Source organism: Vibrio sp. M260118 (assembly GCF_036533755.1).
In the GTDB taxonomy this organism is placed as follows: domain Bacteria; phylum Pseudomonadota; class Gammaproteobacteria; order Enterobacterales; family Vibrionaceae; genus Vibrio.
On record NZ_JATABG010000055.1, the window covers coordinates 1 to 16,351 of the forward strand.

Genomic DNA, 16,351 nt, shown 5'->3' on the forward strand with positions numbered 1-16,351 from the left:
CCAATGAAACGTATTGAAGGGGCTCAACCGCAATATCATGAACTCTATTTAACTGCGTCGCGATTTGGTACTCGAATTCAATCGGTAGAATCTAAGCTAAGCAGTGATTTTGCCAACTTGAAAGAGAGGATTAAGTTTGTAAAGAGTGGGCAATTGATGGGGGAGTTCTACGCGATTCGAATTTGTGGCGCGCCGGTTTTCGACCCAATTACCGCCCTAGTCAGAAAAGACCTCGATGAACTGACTCAGATTAGCGTGCACCATGCACAAAGCCTTGAAAAAGATATCAGCAATATCGTTGGCTATGGCGAGCTAACGGATATCACGGAAGAAGTTTTGATCCGATTGGGGTTAACCCAATAAAAAAGAGCGAGATACTCACTCGCTCTTAAACTTTATTCTGGTTGAAATTCCATCTCTATGGCTGGGGCTTAAAGCTCACCCGCTGCTGCTTCGCCAGTAATGCAGAGAGAATACAGATAATCCCACCAAGACCTGAGAAGCGAATTGCACATCTCGCCTGCTGTTCAACCTTTGGCTTAGCGTGATAAGCGACCCCAAGACCTGCCGCATCCATCATTACTAAATCGTTCGCACCATCCCCGACAGCAATAGTGTTGTGTGGCTCGATGTCGTACTGTTCAGCAAGCTGCTCAAGAATATCAGCTTTAGTCTGTGCAGAGACCACCTCTCCCAAAACACTGCCTGTCAGTTTGCCATCAACAATTTCTAACTGATTTGACTGAGCATGATCAAGACCGAGCATTTGCTGCAAGTGGTCTGAGAAGTAGGTAAAGCCGCCAGAGGCAATCGCCGTTTTCCAGCCATATTCTTTTAGTGTGCCAATCAGCTCCGGCAGATCGGGCATAAGTGGCAACTCAGCGCGAACTTCATTGAGAATCGACTCATCAGCACCTGCTAACTTACCAACGCGTTGACGCAGACTTTGCTCGAAATCCAGCTCACCCTGCATTGCGCGCTCCGTTACCTCTGCAACTTCTTCCCCCACCCCAGCTAGCTTAGCGATCTCGTCAATGCACTCAATTTGAATTGCGGTTGAGTCCATATCTAAAACAATCAAGCCTGGCTTAGTGAGGTCAGGCATATCAACCAGCGCAGAGTAATCTAACTCCAACGCCTGCAAAACCTCTTCATGCTGCTCTGTTAGCTCTCCGGCCATCAAAGCGACTTCGTAATTGCCGACTTTCCATACATCCACTACGGCATTGTACTCGCCGACAAAAAAGTCGATATCTTCAAATTGGCTCGGGCAGAGAAACTCGCCAAATACCACCCACCCTGCATTTGCCTTGTCAAACTGTGTAGCGAGGCGCGATTCTGGTAAGCGATTGATGAGGGGGATGTATTTACGTATAGAAAGAGTCTTTAACGTGTCCATGTCTACTATTCCTGAAAAATCTATCCACACGTTAACCTATTGCAATTTGGGTGTGCAAGTCTCAATATGTTCTAAACCATAATTTAGCTCTATTTAGGTGCAAAATGGATTCATCTCTATTTTCTTTTCGTACTGCGATGAAAGTGCTCGCGACAATATCTCTGGTGGCTATGGTGGCGACCATTGGGATTAACAGTGTCAAAATTACGAAGGGTAACGAGGAGATACAAGTTAACCAGCTAGAGACATTAACCAATATTCTCATCTCTCAAGCTTCGCTCTCCGCCAGCGATATGATCATCAATGAAGACCAAGAGAGGTTGCTAAAGCTATCAAACCAACTGGCTCAAGATGATCTGGTGGTCGATGCAACTATCTATGACTCAGAAGGAATTAAGCTCGCCGCGAGCACAGAGGCTAAATCCGTACGTGAGATGCTTGGCCTAGATACCCCTTTACAAACCGCACGTATCGGCAAACAGCAGCTGTTAGAGCCTGTTCTTCATGATGGTGCTGTAGTGGGGTTTGTACGCATTACCTTTGAAACAGGCAAATTGACCGCATTTTCAGACCACTACTATCGTAAAAGTGACCGATACATGTACACCATGGTTGGACTAAGCTTTATCGCGGGTTTACTGCTGATATTGATTGTGTCACCGAAGCGCAGTAAACGCCAAGGCGAGAACTTGTTACTGAAAGATATGTAGCGAGAAGCGAGAAGCGAGAAGCGAGAAGCGAGAAGCGAGAAGCGAGAAGCGAGAAAAATTAAAGGATTGACGCTAAGTGTCAATCCTTTTTTATTCTCGACATCCTCGAGACTGAGGGACGAACGAGTTGAGGATCTCTTCAATACGATGGTCAACCTTATTGGAGATTCCTTACTCGCTCCTTCGTTACTTTAAGGAATGACTGCCTTCTCGAAGGACGAAGTCCGGTCTCGATTCTCGGAACGTCGTGTTCTCGAAGGGCGAAGCCCGCTCCCGTTTTCCCTAAGCCCGAGGATGCAGTCCGTTCCTGCTCTTTACTCGGAATCACCTAGCAGAACAGAGTCTAGAGCAATGATCATCATATCGTTAAAGGTGGTTTGGCGTTCATCAGAAGTGGTTTGCTCGCCAGTCTTAATGTGGTCTGAAACAGTACAGATAGTTAGTGCTTTTGCCCCGTACTCAGCACATACACCATAGATGCCTGCCGCTTCCATCTCCACGCCGACGATGCCGTATTTGTCCATTACGTCGAACATTTCTGGGTCTGGCGTGTAGAACAGCTCAGCGGAGAACAGGTTACCCACTTTCACTTCAATGCCACGTGCTTTCGCTGCGTCTTCTGCTGCGCGAACCATTTTATAGTCAGCAATAGCGGCGAAGTCATGGCCTTTAAAGCGAATGCGGTTTACTTTCGAGTCGGTACATGCGCCCATACCAATAACCACATCACGAACCTTGATGTCTTCACTAACTGCACCACAGCTGCCAACTCGGATAATCTTCTTAACACCGAAGTCCTTGATTAGCTCAGTTGCATAGATCGAGCATGATGGGATACCCATACCATGACCCATAACGGAAACCTTACGACCTTTGTAACTGCCTGTATAGCCGTACATATTGCGTACATCACATACCTGAACAACGTCGTCTAGGAAAGTTTCTGCGATGTACTTAGCGCGTAGCGGGTCACCCGGCATTAATACGACGTCTGCGAATGCACCCATTTCTGCGTTGATATGTGGAGTAGCCATGATTCAATTTCCTTTTATTTATCGGAGATAACTAGGGGATAAAAAATAATAGAGGGACAAGCCCTCTATCTAATTTAGTTAGCTTTAATTACAAAAAGCTTTTACCGTAATCCATTGGTGATGTACCAAAGTAGCTCGCTAGCGTTTGGCCGATATCAGCAAACGTATCGCGCAGTCCTAGAGAACCTGCTGGAATCTTAGGACCATAGACAATCACTGGAATATGTTCACGAGTGTGGTCTGTACCTTGCCATGTTGGATCACAACCGTGGTCAGCCGTCAGAATCAGGATGTCATCCTCTTCCATTAGCTCAATCACTTCGTGGATACGTCCATCAAAATACTCAAGCGCAGCAGCATAGCCTGCCACATCACGACGGTGACCATATGCTGAGTCAAAGTCTACGAAGTTGGTAAATACGATGGTGTTATCACCCGCTTGTTTGATCGCTTCTTTAGTTGCATCAAATAGCGCAGGAATACCTGTTGCTTTAGTTTCCAATGTTATAATCTTCAAGCTCCTCGCGAGCAATTTGGCAAAGCTCTAGCAAGCGGTCTAAGCCGAATGTCTCTTCATGACAAGCAATTTGGAATACAGAGTCTGCAGAGGTATAGAAGATAGGTAGACCTGTCTTCATATGCTCTTCACCTAAGTTATCTAGGATCTCTGTACCAGAAGAGTGGCAGTTACCGAGGAAACCATCTAACCCTGCGCGCTCAAGAATGCGGTCTGTTAGCTCTTTAGGGAAGCTATTCTCTTTGTCAGTAAAGTAACCCCAATCAAACAGAACAGGAACACCAGCGATTTCCCAGTGACCTGATGGAGTATCTTTACCAGAAGAGAGCTCTGCTGCATGACCGTAGGCACCAACGATTTCAACGTCAGCATCAAAACCCGCTGCAAAGCTACCTGTCGACTCCTTATGAGCCATCGCTAAACCTAACTTAGCTAGGTTAGGAAGCTTAAGCTGACCGCTGCGCTCAGCGTTGTCTGCTAGGCCTTTATCACACTGCTCAGCAATATGGCCCATTGTATCGGAACCCACATCACCAAAATCTTTTGCATCAGCGGTTGCACCGATACCAAACGAGTCTAAGACTAAAATAAATGCTCTTTTCATTGCTCTCTTCCTCTGACTGGTCGAGAGCAACAGCTCAATCAACCAATCTACTTATAATTTATTAAACAACTCTAAATAGTTGGACTTGCAGCATCTAAGACCAACCCATCCCTAAATAATTGGAGTTGTAGCTAGGCGACAAACAAATCCAGCCCTATGAGCATAGAGGTTCTATGTGATTAGGGTGGATTTGTGCCGTCAACAACGCTACAGCTCCAAGAATGACGGGATTAGACGTCTTCAGCGCGAATCTGACGATAAACCTCTGGCGTTGGCGTATACTCACCACCCACCGTAATCGCTGCTTTTAACGCGTCTGCTGCTTCTTGCCACTGCTCTTCACTACGAGCGTGGATAACCGCTAGAGGCTTATCATTTGATGCTTGTTCACCTAGACGAATAAAGCCATCAAAACCTACTGCGTAGTCAATGGCATCCGTTGCGACTCGACGACCACCGCCCATCGCAACGACAGCCATACCGATTGCGCGTGTATCCATCGCAGATACCACACCGCTCTCGTCAGCGTAAACTGGCTTGATGATCTCTGCTTTCTCTAGGTAGTTGTCGTAGTTTTCTACGAAGTCTGCTGGACCACCTAAGCCTGCAACCATCTTACCGAAGCACTCAGCTGCTTTACCGTTGTCTAGCACTTCCATCAATTTGGCACGTGCATCTTCGCTGTTTTCAGCTAGCTTACCTAGCACTAGCATCTCTGCACATGATGCTAAAGTAACTTCAAGAAGACGTGGATTACGATATTCACCGGTTAGGAACTGAACCGCTTCACGAACTTCAACCGCGTTACCCGCAGAAGAGGCGAGAACTTGGTTCATGTCAGTTAGGATTGCAGTTGTTTTGGTGCCAGCGCCATTTGCTACCGCTACGATTGATTTCGCTAGCTCTTCAGATGCTTCATAAGTTGGCATAAATGCGCCAGAGCCTACTTTTACATCCATAACCAGTGATTCAAGACCCGCTGCTAGCTTCTTAGATAGGATTGAAGCGGTGATCAACGAGATGTTATCGACTGTCGCGGTAATATCACGCGTCGCATAAACACGCTTATCTGCAGGAGCCAGATCACCAGTTTGACCGATGATCGCGACACCTGCGTCTTTGGTTACATCACCAAACACTTCGTTAGTTGGCGTGATGTTGTAGCCAGGAATCGACTCGAGTTTGTCTAGCGTGCCACCTGTGTGGCCAAGACCACGACCAGAGATCATTGGTACGAAGCCACCACATGCCGCAACCATAGGGCCAAGCATCAGTGAAGTTACGTCACCCACACCGCCAGTTGAGTGCTTGTCCACGATTGGGCCGCCAAACTCTTTGTGGCTCCAATCGATTACCATGCCTGAGTCGCGCATTGCACACGTCAGTGCGATGCGCTCGGGCATGGTCATTTCATTAAAGAAAATAGCCATAGCAAACGCTGCGATCTGACCTTCAGATACAGTCTCTTTTGCTACGCCTTGAATGAAAAAGTTGATTTCTTCCGCGCTCAGCACTTCGCCGTCGCGTTTTTTACGAATAATCTCTTGTGGTAAGTACATTAGATCCTCCCATGCTTAAGCAAGCGATGGTTGTAAGGTAAAGAGGTAATGGGGAGCAGCTATTTGCTACTCCACCAAACAGACTTTGTTGTTATCTACTCTCGAACGAGAAAATTAGTAGGCAGTTGGATCTGCCGTCTCGTCTGTCACTTCTAATGTATTAAGTAGGTTAGTTAGCAGGCTTGACGCACCGAAACGGTAGTGACGAGCATCAACCCAGTTATCACCTAGGATTTCGTCAGCCATTGCTAGGTAGTCCGCTGCGTCTTCAGCAGTACGAACACCACCTGCTGGTTTGAAACCAACAGTTTGTGCAACACCCATATCACGAATAACTTCTAGCATCATGCGAGCGTATTCTGGCGTTGCATTTACTGGCACTTTACCAGTCGAAGTTTTAATGAAGTCTGCACCTGCTTTAATACAGATTTCAGATGCTTTCTTGATTAGTGCTTCTTCTTTTAGCTCACCGGTTTCGATGATTACTTTTAGCAGAATGTCACCACATGCTTCTTTACACTGCTGAACTAGCTCGAAGCCCACTTCTTCGTTACCTGCCATTAGAGCACGGTATGGGAATACGACGTCTACTTCATCTGCACCGTATGCTACTGCTGCTTTAGTCTCAGCCACTGCGATCTCGATGTCGTCGTTACCGTGTGGGAAGTTAGTTACAGTTGCGATGCGAACTTCTGGTGTACCTTGCTCACGAAGTGTCTTCTTAGCAATAGGAATAAAGCGAGGGTAAATACAGATTGCAGCTGTGTTACCTACTGCTGATTTTGCGTCATGACATAGTGAAATAACTTTCGCATCAGTGTCATCATCATTCAGCGTAGTTAGGTCCATTAGTTTAAGTGCACGTAGTGCTGCTGCTTTTAAATCGCTCATTTCTATCTCCGATCAATATTCAAAAAAGTTACTGTTCTAAAAACATTTTAGAACTGCAGTCATTTATGAACGGACTTGGTTCCCTGAAGACTCGGCATATACAGCGAGTTTTAATATGCCAATTGCTATCCTTGTCACCGCACAGTACCAGTTTGGTCTATGGCACAACAATCTACGATTGCGGTGTCTAACGTATATGGGCAAATGCCCAAGCAACACGGGGTTGCTGCCAGCGTCAATCATACTCCTTGTATCAATTATCGCTAGCTAAAAAACTTCTCAATAATCCAATGATAAGTTACGCCACCAAGGTAGACCCCTACAATGCCCATAATGCCTGCTAAAACAGGTGGGGCGGGTAGCGGCAGCTTGATAGCTGAAAACAGGACTCCAACGACAAAACCAGCTATGGTTGCGAGGAAAACTTCATTCATGAGTTTTACCCTACTTTCTATACATATATACATTATAGATATTTATCGCAGAACTGTAGTAGCTCATAGAGCGCAAACGGTTTGTATCTCAAAAAAGATTCTGCTTAACGTTTGCTCAATCTAATCAACTGTACAAGCGTGATGAATCTTGTTGTCTGATTCCAGTCCAGACCTTAGTACAATCCAACGAAAGCTCTCGTTATCTTATACTGATGTTTTTTCGAAAAAACGAAAAAGCCCCGTAGTACATAGCAAGCTATGCAACTACGGGGCTTTATAAAACGGCGTCTATATAATCTTTCGCTTAATCAATTAGAAAGATAGGAAGAAGCCAGCGATTGTCGCCGCCATTAGGTTAGACAGTGTACCTGCACAAACTGCTTTAACACCCATACGAGCGATGTCGTGACGACGGTTTGGAGCTAGACCACCTAGACCACCTAGTAGAATCGCGATAGAAGAAAGGTTTGCGAAACCACATAGAGCGAATGCGATGATTGCTTGAGTCTTCTCAGACATTACTTGACCTGTTGCAGCAACAACTTGAGCGTTCTCGCCAACGTAAGGTACGAAGTTTAGGTAAGCTACGAATTCGTTAACAACTAGTTTCTGACCGATGAATGAACCAGCAACTGTTGCTTCTGCCCATGGAACACCGATTAGGAATGCTAGAGGCGAGAATAGGTAACCTAGAATAATTTCTAGAGTTAGCTCAGGCATACCGAACCAACCGCCAACGCCACCTAGGATACCGTTGATTAGAGCGATTAGACCGATGAACGCTAGTAGCATTGCACCAACGTTTAGAGCTAGTTGAAGACCAACTGATGCACCGCCAGCTGCTGCGTCGATAACGTTAGCTGGTTTGTCGTCACCACCGTCGATGTCTTCACCGATGTTTTCATCTGGTGTGTCAGTTTCTGGTTTGATGATTTTAGCAAACAGTAGACCACCTGGGGCTGCCATAAATGATGCTGCTACAAGGTACTCTAGAGGTACACCCATAGATGCGTAACCTGCTAGTACACCACCAGCAACAGACGCAAGACCACCACACATTACTGCAAATAGCTCAGACTGAGTCATTTTAGGAACAAACGGACGAACCACTAGAGGTGCTTCTGTTTGACCTACGAAAATGTTAGCTGCTGCAGACATAGACTCGGCACGTGAAGTACCTAGTGCTTTTTGTAGACCGCCACCAAGAATCTTGATAACCCACTGCATTACACCAATGTAGTAAAGTACAGAGATAAGCGCAGAGAAGAAGATTAGCGTTGGTAGTACTTGGAATGCAAAGATGAAACCGATACCGTCAACTGAGAAGTTAACTAGGCTGCCGAATAGGAAACCAGTACCGTCTTTACCGTAGTCGATAACGTTCTGTACACCAGCTGAGAAACCAGCTAGAAGATCACGACCCCATGGTACGTATAGAACGAAACCACCGATGATGAATTGGATAGCAAAAGCGCCACCCACAGTTCTTAGATTGATAGCTTTACGGTTGTCAGACAGTAGTAGCGCGATTGCTAGCAAAACTGCCATACCGACTAGGCTCATAAACAGGCTCATAGTTTATGACTTCCTTATATGTTGTTTGTTGGCGTGTTACAAAATGGAGCTCAAAAGCGGAGGCAATTATACTCATCCGGCCAATGATAAAGTAATGCCCGTCTCACAGTTTCCGTTAAGATTCATCGTGCACTCACCTAAAAGTGTGAGCTCAATCACTAAGTAAGTCATCCGTAATCACTAAAAGAACAATTTATTTAGAAATTATTCACAAATACCGAACGCTGAATTGCTACTATTCCAAACGATTTCCGCAACCGTTTGCTCTGGAATATCTTTTAACAAAGCCAGGCACTCCAGTATTTGAGGCAATCTCTTTGGATGATTTGCTTCACCTTGATAACCACTCAATGGCATATCTGGTGAATCCGTTTCTAACACAATGCTCTCAAGCGGTAACTTTGCCACTGCTTGTCGGGTTTTATTGGCTCTAGGATAGGTAATCACACCGCCAACACCGATATAAAAACCCAACTCAACAAACTGCATTGCTTGCTGATAACTGCCAGAGAAGCCATGTAGAACTCCGCCATATGGAAAACGATACTGCTTGAGTAATTGTAGTAGGCGATGGTGAGTTTTCCGGCTGTGCAAGACAAGGGGCAATTGACAAGCCAATGCGATCTCAATTTGGCGGACAAATATCTGCTCTTGAAGCTCGCTGCTAAAGTGGGCCGCCGCATCGAGTCCACACTCACCTACTGCCACGCATTTATCTGCAGACTGGGTGAGTATGTTCTCTAATTGGTTGAGTGAAGTCTGATCAATACAGTCAAGAAACTGAGGGTGGATACCCAACGCGTAGTAGATAGAAGGATCTTGCTGAGCCAAGCGCTCGATGCGCTGCCAATTTGATGGTCCAACAGAAGGGACAATAAAACGCTCTACTCCACTACTTTTGGCGGCCTTGATGTGGGGCTCGAGTTGAGGAGCAAACGAGTCAAAGTCTAAATGGCAATGGGTATCAAAAAGGCGCATTATTGCTGCGCCTTGTTCTTGCCTGATGAATCTGAGGAGGGCTCGCTACGATATGGGACACAACTGCGTTTGTTCTCTGGGGTTAAGCCCATCGACTTACACCAAGCATCGTACTTGGCAATCCACTTCTTAATCCACTTGCGCATCCCATCCTCCGGTGATTACTGCTCTTCGCGTTTAAACACTAGCTCTGTTGGCGTCGATTCATCTTCAACAAAGTAGTAGCCTGCTGTGTCAAACTTAGTCAAGTCAGCAACACTAGCAATACGGTTGTCGATGATATAGCGCGCCATCATGCCACGCGCCTTTTTAGCGTAAAAGCTAATGACTTTGTATTGGCCATTCTTACAATCTTTAAACACTGGGGTGATAACCTGGGCGTCCAAGCTCTTAGGCTTGACCGCTTTGAAATACTCATTTGAAGCAAGATTGATCAGTACATTATCACCCTGTTCGGCTATTGCTTGATTCAGTTTCTCAGTAATGACATTACCCCAGAATTGGTAAAGGTTACTGCCCTTTTCGTTAGCGAGTTTAGTGCCCATTTCAAGACGGTATGGCTGCATGAGGTCAAGGGGCTTAAGCAAGCCATACAGTCCAGATAACATACGTAAATGTTGCTGAGCGTAGTCAAAGTCTTGCTCCGACAGCGACTGCGCATCTAGTCCGGTATAAACATCGCCTTTAAATGCGAGTATCGCTTGACGCGAGTTTTCACTGGTAAAGGTTTCACTCCACTCTTGAAAGCGGCCGACATTAAGGTCAGCAATCTTATCACTCACCTTCATCAGGCTAGCAACATCTGCCGGGGTAAGCTTTCGGCAAACATCGATAAGCTGTTTTGAATACTCAATTAGCTCTGGTTGAGTAGACTTGTTTGTCGCTAGTGGTGATTCGTAATCTAGGGTTTTCGCAGGTGAAACAACGATTAGCATGACTTTACTCTATCTATTTATCTGTTTTGTTAGTTATAGGTTACAAAAAAAGCCATGCAATGTCTGCATGGCTTTTTGAATCGTTTTAATAGATGGAATCTATTGCTGCTTGCTGTTTTGATCCCAGATTCCATCCTCGAGCTGTGATTTTAGCTCTGGGAAATCATTAGCATCGAATGTCGGCAGTTTGCCTTCATCAAGCTGACGGTTGTAATCTTTGGCGAGCTTAATCACGATGCCCGAAAGCAGGATAATCGCTACCAAGTTAACAATCGCCATTAAACCCATCGATACATCTGCTAATGCCCAAACCACTGGCAGCGAAGCAACCGCACCAAACATTACCATGCCCAGTACGATGATACGGAAAATACCTAAGCCCGCTTTATGGTTGTGCTCAAGGAAGATTAAGTTAGTCTCCGCGTACGAGTAGTTAGCAATGATTGACGTAAAGGCAAAGAAGAAGATAGCCACAGCGACGAAAATGCCGCCCCAATCACCAACCTGCGAGCTCAACGCCGTTTGAGTTAACTCGATACCAGTCACTTCACCATGCGGTACATACTCACCAGACATCAGGATAATAGCGACGGTCGCTGAACAGATAACAATGGTATCCATAAACACGCCTAGCATCTGAACATAACCTTGAGATGCAGGGTGCGGCGGATAAGGTGTTGCAGATGCTGCCGCGTTAGGCGCAGAACCCATACCCGCTTCGTTCGAGAATAGACCGCGCTTGATACCGTTGATCATCGCTTGCGCTATAGCATAACCCAGGCCACCAGCTGCCGCTTCTTGAAGACCGAATGCACTCTTAAAGATAAGAGTCAGTACCGCAGGAAGCTTCTCTAGGTTTGTTAGCATGATAAATAGCGCAAGCAATAGGTAAGCCAGAGCCATCACTGGGACGATCAGCTCAGCGACTTTTGCGATACGCTTAATACCACCAAAAATAACGATAGAAGATAGAGCCACGACTGCGATACCTACATAGGTCTCTTCCCAACCGAAAGCGTTACCCATAGCATTCGCGATGGAGTTGGCTTGTACTGCATTGAATACTAGGCCAAACGCGATGATTAGGAATATTGAGAATAGTACCCCCATCCAACGCATACCGAGGCCTTTCTCCATGTAGTACGCGGGACCACCACGGTAGTTGCCGTCATCATCTTTAGTCTTGTATAGCTGAGCAAGTGTACTTTCAGCAAATGATGTTGCCATACCCAGCATGGCGATTAACCACATCCAGAAGATAGCACCAGGGCCACCCGCTGTTAGCGCAACAGCAACACCGGCCATGTTACCTGTACCAACACGCGCAGCTAGACTAGTACAAAGAGCTTGGAAAGAGGAGATACCTGCTTTGTCTGCTTTACGGCTGTTTTTTAGCACCGTGAACATGTGGCCGAAGTGGCGGAACTGAATAAAGCCGAGACGGACAGTAAAGTAGATTCCGACACCGACTAGAAGATAGACCAGAATAGAGCCCCACAAGAGGTCATTCATTAAATTGATTAAGTCTGTCATAACATCCTCATATTGAGTTTTCGCTGATCTCTGCTTCCGAGCCATCCATCTAACTGCTGACTAAGTGTCAAGTTTGCTTAGTATTGATTTTGATCTTATATGCAGTGTAGACCTGTAAAACTCGCTTCATGCTTCCATTTTACGTATCAGCGTACTTTTTGACGGGCGGATAATGCAGCGTAGCAGGGTAAAAATCAATATGAAACAGAATACTTAAAATTGTTATTTTTTACCTGTTGGTCACTGTCAATTAACACAAACAAGAACGGTAAGTAAACAAACGCAGATCACAAACAACACAAACAACACAAACAAGTAACATTATCGATGTTATGTAAGATTCACTTGGTCGCTGCTCTCCATGTCAGTTTTCCCTTACTAGATAAGGTATCAAACAATATTTCAAAATTTTGCTTTATTGTCGTTGCAATACTCAACATGACTGCATAAACATCCGGTTGAATAATCACTATGATTAGCGCCATCTGAACACACAGTTAACATTCTCAAATACGCAATTTAATCGTTTGCCCACTTTCAAACGTTCAAAATTCCATCAATTGAGAACGCAAATTATGTGATTTAGCTGCGCATTACGCATAAAAACTTCATTGAAACGCAACAAATGAGAAACGAATCAAAGTTACTTTAGGTGCGATTATGGTATTTAAAAATGACCCCGTTAGAGGGATAGAAAATCACAATGAGGTAGCTTATGGAAGGCTTATACTTTGAAGAAATTATGGAACAGGACTTTCCTAAACGTCGTGCGGCACGCACTAAACCTGTAAAGCGAAAATGGCGTGAAATTGAAGCGATTAAAGACCGCCAGCAACTGCAAAAAGAGTTGATGGATATGGACATTGGCTTCAGTGATCTAGACAAACTTGAGTATTAAAGAATATTAAAAGAGGCGAATTATCGCCTCTTTTTTACATTGGGCACGTCAAACTAGACACTCTCATGCTCAGTTTGGTGGACTCGTTCAGCCAACTGAGCGTATTGCTCTGCGATCGTCTCTCCGAATACAGGGTCGTCTTCACACACGCTCCACTGCGCTTCTACTGCCTGCCAATCTTTCAATGTGAAAGTCTCAATCAAGTAGGGGAATACCTTCTTCTCTTCCGTTTCCAAATGCTGTTTTTGAGCATCGAGGAATAACTCGAGTTGTTCAATAAACATATCATGAGGGACAACAGCATCTTGCAGCACCATTTCGACAATATTCAGAAATGCATGAGTCTTTGCCGACAAGGTTTCATGTTCTAACTCAAGGTTCTCTATCTCATGATGATAACCATAGTGCTCTTGGTAGTAACGGTAGAGAATATCTTCTTTTGGATGGTGAACTTTTTCTGAATGGTTGCCGAGATAGTCCACAAGCTCTTGAAGCACCGCATAGTTAACTTGGCGCTCACTTTTTAGCATGGTTAACTTATGGCGTAGCAAGGCTAACAAGCGCACCATATAGCCGTGCTCGCGCCTAATCCTTTCGATCATCATAGCGTTTCTCCTTAACACCTACTTGTAATAAGTGTATAGGAGAGACAGAGATTGCGCTTTGACCTCGTTCGAAAATCAAGTAATTTGTTTGTAAAGCCGATTACATGTCAATACGTAAAGGGAGTCGCCACTCGATAGGCTGTTTCCCTAGTTGCTGCAAAATCGCATTAGTTCGGGAGAAGTGTCGGCAACCAAAGAAACCACGGCGCGCCGATAACGGTGATGGGTGAGGCCCTTCCAACACATGGTGCTTATCACGGTTAATAAAGCGGCCCTTCTTTTGCGCATGCGCACCCCACAGCAAGAACACCACATCTGAGTGATGCTGATTTAGTGCCTCAATCACCCTATCTGTGAATGTCTCCCAACCTATTTTGGCATGAGAATGCGCTTTGCCTTGCTCGACCGTGAGCACTGTATTTAATAGCAGCACCCCCTGTTCAGCCCAACTTTGCAGATAACCGTGCTGCGGGATTTCGAAACCTTCAGTATCCTGTGCCAACTCCTTGTACATATTCACAAGAGAAGGGGGTGTTTTTACTCCCGGTAGCACAGAAAAACACAAGCCATGCGCCTGATTAGGGCCGTGGTAAGGATCTTGGCCAATAATCACAACTTTCACATCATCAAACTCAGTTGTATTGAACGCGTTAAACACATCTTCTGCAGGTGGGTAGATCTCTTTACCTGCTGCACGCTCTTGATCAACAAAAGACTGAATTTGCTGGAAATACGGCTGTTGTTTCTCAACGTCAATAAGCTCTTGCCAAGTCAGTGACGAGTTCATGATCGGTTCCTCCTACTATCTGCTTTGCACGATTGTCGCAGAATATAGAGAAGGAACAAGAAAAGCTTAATGTTTCTGAGGCGTTCTATGGTGCCCCTGCCCCGTAATGTGACGATTTGGAGCAGGTAAACGTGCAGGACGAGCAGAGATATAACAACGTGAATAAGGCATAATGGCACCCTCATATAAATAGACTCATCTAACACTATGAAAAATTGATGCCACTTTTACTCTACAATGATAAATCCACTAATTTTGTCGATGAAATTTGCGTAACCTGTTGATCTCCTCCGGCCACAAACCCTGATTAATTGTCTCTAAAATCAGAGGGATACCATCAAATCTAGCATCCTTGGCGATATACTCAAAACAGCTCCAGCCGATCTCTCCTCGTCCAAGGGAATCATGACGATCTACCTTGCCGCCTAAGGCAATTTTTGAATCATTAATGTGCATTGCCCTTAAGTAATGCATGCCAACAATACGATCAAACTCAGCAAATGTTGCGTCACATGCTTCGAAACTCCGCAGATCATAACCCGCAGCGAAGGTATGACAGGTATCTATACACACCCCAACTCGAGATTTATCCTCTACCTGTTCAATGATTTCGGCTAAGTGTTCAAATCGCCAGCCAAGGTTGGTACCCTGCCCTGCAGTATTCTCAATCACAGCGACCACATTAGGCACCGCCCTTTGAGCAAGATTTATCGACTCGGAGATTTTCTCCAAGCACTCCCGCTCAGAAATTTTCTTTAAATGACTTCCAGGATGGAAGTTGAGTAGCGTTAAGCCGAGTTGATTGCAGCGCTCCATCTCATCAATAAAAGCAGCACGAGACTTTTCTAGTTTCTCCGGTTCTGGTGCTCCAAGATTAATCAGGTACGAATCATGAGGTAGTATCATTTCACTGTTAAAGCCTAGCCTTTGACAATTGGCTTTAAATGCTGAGATTGTCTTTTCTTCAAGGGGTTTGGCGACCCACTGGCGCTGGTTTTTAGTGAATAATGCAAACGCGTTCGCACCAATCTCTTTTGCTCGCAATGGTGCTTGATCGACGCCACCCGCTGCTGACACGTGTGCACCGATAAATTTGCTGCCGTACTGATTCTTATACATTGTCATTTAACCACTTAAGACTTTCAGGATGTGAACCTATTTACAGCGACTTAGATAACGCTGTTCAATAATTCAGCTCATTTTGTAGTAAATTTACAACAAAATTACCATTTAACTATTTTTTATTACTTCAAATAAATTGTAATTACGTTGTTTTTAAAGACTTTATTGATTTAAGACAATAAAATAACCTTCAAAAATGTGATGTTTTTTGTTGTATTTTGACCTAAATCAATATTATTATAAGGGATATTTGCTATATAATACGTAGCTCAACAAAATTTCGAAAATTAACACCAATATAACCACGAAAGTGGACTAGGAGATAGTGATGATCCAAGGTATTCAAATTACTAAAGCAGCTAACGACGATCTACTGAACTCAATCTGGCTATTGGACAACGAAAAAGCGGAGGCTCGTTGTGTAGCCGCTAGCGCTGGCTTTGAAGCTGACCAAGTTGTATCAATCGCAGATCTAGGCGACTACGAAAGCCGCGAAGTTGCTATTGAAACAGCACCAAAAATTGAAGGTGGCCAACACCTAAACGTAAACGTTCTAAAACGCGAAACGCTTGAAGATGCCGTTGCTAACCCAGAGAACTACCCTCAGCTAACTATCCGTGTATCAGGTTACGCTGTACGTTTCAACTCTCTAACACCAGAGCAGCAACGTGACGTAATTGCACGTACTTTCACTGAGTCTCTATAATTCTCAGTTGTTAAATTTAAAAAAACGGCGCTCATTGAGCGCCGTTTTTTATTGTTTTTATACC

The 16,351-nt window shown here is 44.9% G+C and carries 16 protein-coding genes and 2 pseudogenes; 4 read left to right on the top strand and 14 right to left on the bottom strand.

Annotated elements, in window-relative coordinates:
- A pseudogene (locus QTO00_RS05640) lies at window positions 1-363 on the top strand (PilZ domain-containing protein); the annotation flags it as partial.
- Between the two features lie 55 nt (window positions 364-418).
- Here the strand turns inward: QTO00_RS05640 and serB are convergent.
- Window positions 419-1,399 (bottom strand): phosphoserine phosphatase, encoded by a 981-nt coding sequence (serB, locus tag QTO00_RS05645; protein WP_331423549.1) that lies wholly within the window; start codon window positions 1,397-1,399, stop codon window positions 419-421.
- Window positions 1,400-1,503: 104 nt separating this feature from the next.
- On the opposite strand from serB, the gene QTO00_RS05650 reads away from it, so the two are divergent.
- Window positions 1,504-2,109, top strand: coding sequence for a YtjB family periplasmic protein (locus QTO00_RS05650; protein WP_331423551.1), 606 nt, complete (start codon window positions 1,504-1,506; stop codon window positions 2,107-2,109).
- 314 nt (window positions 2,110-2,423) lie between these two features.
- Here QTO00_RS05650 and deoD read toward each other — a convergent pair whose 3' ends face one another.
- From deoD to QTO00_RS05700, 10 genes and pseudogenes are all read right to left on the bottom strand, one after another.
- Window positions 2,424-3,143: a purine-nucleoside phosphorylase gene (gene deoD / locus QTO00_RS05655; protein ID WP_038202707.1), complete on the bottom strand. Its 720-nt coding sequence runs from the start codon at window positions 3,141-3,143 to the stop codon at window positions 2,424-2,426.
- Window positions 3,144-3,231: 88 nt separating this feature from the next.
- Window positions 3,232-4,264: pseudogene (locus QTO00_RS05660) on the bottom strand (phosphopentomutase).
- A 230-nt stretch (window positions 4,265-4,494) separates the two neighbouring features.
- Window positions 4,495-5,823, bottom strand: coding sequence for a thymidine phosphorylase (gene deoA, locus QTO00_RS05665; protein WP_331423554.1), 1,329 nt, complete (start codon window positions 5,821-5,823; stop codon window positions 4,495-4,497).
- A 114-nt stretch (window positions 5,824-5,937) separates the two neighbouring features.
- Window positions 5,938-6,714, bottom strand: a complete 777-nt coding sequence (deoC, locus tag QTO00_RS05670) for a deoxyribose-phosphate aldolase (protein WP_331423556.1) — start codon at window positions 6,712-6,714, stop codon at window positions 5,938-5,940.
- A gap of 263 nt (window positions 6,715-6,977) precedes the next feature.
- Window positions 6,978-7,148, bottom strand: a complete 171-nt coding sequence (locus tag QTO00_RS05675) for a XapX domain-containing protein (RefSeq protein WP_038202716.1) — start codon at window positions 7,146-7,148, stop codon at window positions 6,978-6,980.
- Window positions 7,149-7,460: 312 nt separating this feature from the next.
- Window positions 7,461-8,723, bottom strand: a complete 1,263-nt coding sequence (locus QTO00_RS05680) for a NupC/NupG family nucleoside CNT transporter (protein WP_331423558.1) — start codon at window positions 8,721-8,723, stop codon at window positions 7,461-7,463.
- Window positions 8,724-8,927: 204 nt separating this feature from the next.
- A complete protein-coding gene (locus QTO00_RS05685) occupies window positions 8,928-9,701 on the bottom strand; it encodes a TatD family hydrolase (protein ID WP_331423560.1) in 774 nt (257 codons plus the stop codon).
- Window positions 9,701-9,847 (bottom strand): DUF5363 family protein, encoded by a 147-nt coding sequence (locus QTO00_RS05690; protein WP_331423562.1) that lies wholly within the window; start codon window positions 9,845-9,847, stop codon window positions 9,701-9,703. The genes QTO00_RS05685 and QTO00_RS05690 overlap by 1 nt, the downstream gene beginning before the upstream one ends.
- A gap of 15 nt (window positions 9,848-9,862) precedes the next feature.
- Window positions 9,863-10,636 carry a peroxide stress protein YaaA gene (gene yaaA, locus QTO00_RS05695; RefSeq protein WP_331423564.1) on the bottom strand — a complete coding sequence of 258 codons (774 nt, stop codon included), beginning with the start codon at window positions 10,634-10,636 and terminating at the stop codon, window positions 9,863-9,865.
- A gap of 99 nt (window positions 10,637-10,735) precedes the next feature.
- Window positions 10,736-12,169 carry an alanine/glycine:cation symporter family protein gene (locus tag QTO00_RS05700; RefSeq protein ID WP_331423565.1) on the bottom strand — a complete coding sequence of 478 codons (1,434 nt, stop codon included), beginning with the start codon at window positions 12,167-12,169 and terminating at the stop codon, window positions 10,736-10,738.
- 715 nt (window positions 12,170-12,884) lie between these two features.
- On the opposite strand from QTO00_RS05700, the gene QTO00_RS05705 reads away from it, so the two are divergent.
- A complete protein-coding gene (locus QTO00_RS05705) occupies window positions 12,885-13,067 on the top strand; it encodes a DUF3545 family protein (RefSeq protein WP_038202726.1) in 183 nt (60 codons plus the stop codon).
- Window positions 13,068-13,120: 53 nt separating this feature from the next.
- Here the strand turns inward: QTO00_RS05705 and QTO00_RS05710 are convergent, their stop codons facing one another.
- The 3 genes from QTO00_RS05710 to nfo form a co-directional block, all read right to left on the bottom strand.
- Window positions 13,121-13,672, bottom strand: coding sequence for a hemerythrin domain-containing protein (locus QTO00_RS05710; protein ID WP_331423568.1), 552 nt, complete (start codon window positions 13,670-13,672; stop codon window positions 13,121-13,123).
- 100 nt (window positions 13,673-13,772) lie between these two features.
- On the bottom strand, window positions 13,773-14,459 hold the full coding sequence (ung, locus tag QTO00_RS05715; RefSeq protein ID WP_331423570.1) for a uracil-DNA glycosylase: 687 nt from the start codon (window positions 14,457-14,459) through the stop codon (window positions 13,773-13,775).
- 249 nt (window positions 14,460-14,708) lie between these two features.
- The gene (gene nfo, locus QTO00_RS05720; RefSeq protein WP_331423571.1) at window positions 14,709-15,584 is read right to left on the bottom strand and encodes a deoxyribonuclease IV; all 876 of its coding nucleotides are present in this window, start codon (window positions 15,582-15,584) and stop codon (window positions 14,709-14,711) included.
- A 325-nt stretch (window positions 15,585-15,909) separates the two neighbouring features.
- On the opposite strand from nfo, the gene grcA reads away from it, so the two are divergent.
- Complete coding sequence (gene grcA / locus QTO00_RS05725) at window positions 15,910-16,287, top strand: autonomous glycyl radical cofactor GrcA (protein ID WP_331423572.1); 378 nt, start codon at window positions 15,910-15,912, stop codon at window positions 16,285-16,287.
- Window positions 16,288-16,351 lie beyond the last annotated feature (64 nt).